Genomic DNA, 2,766 nt, shown 5'->3' with positions numbered 1-2,766 from the left:
TAGCCGAGCGGCCCCGCCCACACCACCTGCCGGCCCTTGAACAGCGGCGCCAGCAGCGTGACCACGAGGGCGTTGACGTGGAACAGCGGCAGGGCGGCGAAGACGACGGCGTCGCCGTCGAGAAGCGAGGTGGCGGCTACCATCCAGGCGTTCGCGACCTCGTTCGCGTGGGTGTGGGCGGCGAGCTTCGGGATGCCGGTGGTGCCGCCGGTGTGGAAGAACGCGGCCAGGTCGCCCGGCCGGGGCGGTTCTCCCGTGAACGCGGACGCCTCCTCGGCCCGGGCCAGGTCGGCGAGGTGGGCGATGCGTACCCCGTCGATCCGCGGCAGCGGCGCGGGATCGCCCACAGCCGCCGTGGGCCGAAGCACCAGGACCGCGTCGAGCCCTTCGGCCAGCTCGGGCAGCTTCGCCCACAGGTCCGGGGCCAGCTCCGGGCCCGCGGCAACGAGGACCCGGGCGCCGGAGCGCCGCAGCAGCTCGGTCAGGTGCGCGGGGGCGAGAGCGGCGTTGAGCGGCGCGGCGATGCCGCCGAGCTGTGCGGCGAGCGTCGCGGGGATGAGCTCGGCGCAGTTGGGCGCCATCAGCGCGACCGGGGTGCCGCGGCGGACCCCGAGCCGGTGCATGACGTTGGCGTAGCGGTGCACTTCGGCCAGCAGGCCGGCGAAGGTGTAGCGCAGCGGCCCGCGCCACCGTTCGGCGTCGGGGAGCACCGTCAGGGCGGTGCGGTCGGGCCAGAGCCGTGCGGCCCGGGCCAGCAAGTGGTAGGTGGAGGTGGGAAGGCCACGGGCTTCCAGCGGCACGGCCTCGATCGTGGCGAGGTCGTCGGGGCCGCGGTAGCAGGGCCACAGCAGGTCTTCGGTCATCGCGCGTACCTCACCGTCGTGCGCTGGCGGCCGAGGTCGAGAGCGCCGTCGTCGGTGGCGACGGCGGCCTCCACCAGGTCGCCGTCCCTCAGGTACTTGGGGTTCTTGGCCTGGGCCTTGAAGAACAGCCGCCACTTGGTCGCGGGCGGCAGCAGCGAGGCCAGGACCTCGACCGGCTTGGGCGGCGCGCTGAGTGCGGTGCCGACCGGGGTGCCGGTGAGCAGCAGTCGCCGGGGTCCAGTCGCTGGAAGCGGGTCAGTGCCGGAGGGTTTCGAGGGGCCGGTAGATCATGTCGGAGGCGGGCATGTCCTGCCGCAGGTCTCCGTTGACCCACAGGCGCAGCCGCAGCTCGGCGAACCGGTCGAGGTCGCCTTCCTCCAGTAGCACCAGCACGGGTCCGGTGGGGGTGAAGGTCGGGTAGGACTTGGCCTCGTAGAACTGGGTCTTTGGCAGTTGAAGGTCCCGGGCGGAGACGTCGTTGGTGACCACCAGGGCGGCGATGTGGTCGGCGAGGTTCGCGGCGGTGACCTCGGTTCCGGCTGGCATCGGTGTGCCGATGACGAGGGCGATCTCCACTTCGTAGTCGAGCAGCCGGACGTGGGCGGGTTTGACGATGTCCTCGTACGGGCCGCTGATCGACCCGGACGCCTTGCGGAAGAAGGTGAGCGGAACGCTCTGCGGGTCGAGGCCCGCATCGGCCGCGTGCGAGACGAAGTTCGCCATCTGGGCCACGACCCGGCGCCCCGGGGTGACCGGCGAGAGCACCGCGAGGTCGGCGACCGGCACGCCCGCGTCGGTGCTGTGCAGGGCGGCGGTGACGGCGGCCCGGTCGGCCAGCAGGTCGGCGGTGGTGGCGGCCGTGGTCTGCACCCGGACGGCACGCTGCTCGCGGACGGCGTACCAGCCGGCGGCGGTGCGCAGGACGTTGATGCTCATCGGTCCATCGCTTTCATCAGGCCCAGCAGACGGCCGGGATCGATCTCGTTGTCGGCGCGCAGCGCGCGCACGACCTCGCGGAGCAGGGCGGGGGTGGGGCCGGCGCCGAGGAAGTCGCGGGTGGCGGGCGGGCCCCACTGGGCGAGAGTCGGACCCGGGGACAATCGGAGCCCAGCCCGGTTCCAGGTCGCAGGAGAACAGGTCGCCGTCGGCGAAGTGCTCGACCATCAGGCGGTCCGGGTCGCGCCAGTAGTCGAAGAGCTGGCTGCCCTGGACGTGCCGGCCGATGCCCCAGCTGCGCTTGTAGCCGCGCTCGGCGAGGTACTGGCCGCCGGCGGCGATCGCGTCGAGGTCGGTGACCTGGTAGGCGGAGTGGACGTAGCCGATGCGCGGGCCCAGGTGCATCGCGAGGGTGTGGTGGTCGACCGGGACGGCGCCCTGGTCGCAGCGCATGAACGCCATGGTGGGCCCGCGGTCGCGCCGGCCGTCCAGGAACAGGAAATCGCTGACGATCAGGCCGAGGGTGTCCAGGTACCAGTCCAGGGCCCGGGTGAATCCCGGCGTCTCCAGCACCACGTGGCCGAGCCGCTGGATGCGGGCGGGTTCGCGCGGCGGGCGTTGGGGGGCGTTGGTCCGGGGCCGCCGGCCGCCGAAGTTGAGCAGGAGCGGAGGTCGTTCGGGCAGCGCCGGGAGTGGCTCGGTGCCGTGGACGACGCGGACCGGGAAACCGGAGGGGTCGGCCAGGTCCACGACCCGCCCGCCGCCGAACTCCCCGAGGTCGCGGACCGGACGGCCGGTGGCCCGGGCCAGCCGGTCCAGGTCCGCGCGCTCGGCGGCCCGGAACGCCGGCCCGAGGAACCGGGAGGCGCGCCCCCGGCGCAGGACCACGCACGCCGAGCCGGGCAGCGTGCCGCGCAGGTACAGCGCCTGGCCGGTGCGCGCGGCGACGGCGAAGCCGAAGTCGCGG

General features: G+C 73.8%; 1 protein-coding gene and 2 pseudogenes. All 3 read right to left on the bottom strand.

Annotated elements, in window-relative coordinates:
• The coding region (locus SSNG_RS33190; protein WP_007268340.1) for an AMP-binding protein at positions 1–863 on the bottom strand (863 nt) is incomplete at its 3' end.
• Positions 860–1,799, bottom strand: a pseudogene (locus SSNG_RS33185) (fumarylacetoacetate hydrolase family protein). The pseudogene SSNG_RS33185 and the gene SSNG_RS33190, both read right to left, overlap by 4 nt.
• Positions 1,796–2,766, bottom strand: a pseudogene (locus tag SSNG_RS33180) (VOC family protein); the annotation flags it as partial. The pseudogenes SSNG_RS33180 and SSNG_RS33185, both read right to left, overlap by 4 nt.

Origin of the sequence: Streptomyces sp. C (assembly GCF_000158895.1) — a bacterium.
Classification (GTDB): domain Bacteria; phylum Actinomycetota; class Actinomycetes; order Streptomycetales; family Streptomycetaceae; genus Streptomyces; species Streptomyces racemochromogenes.
Note: the sequence above shows the minus strand (reverse complement) of the source record. Positions and strands in the feature narration are given on the sequence as shown.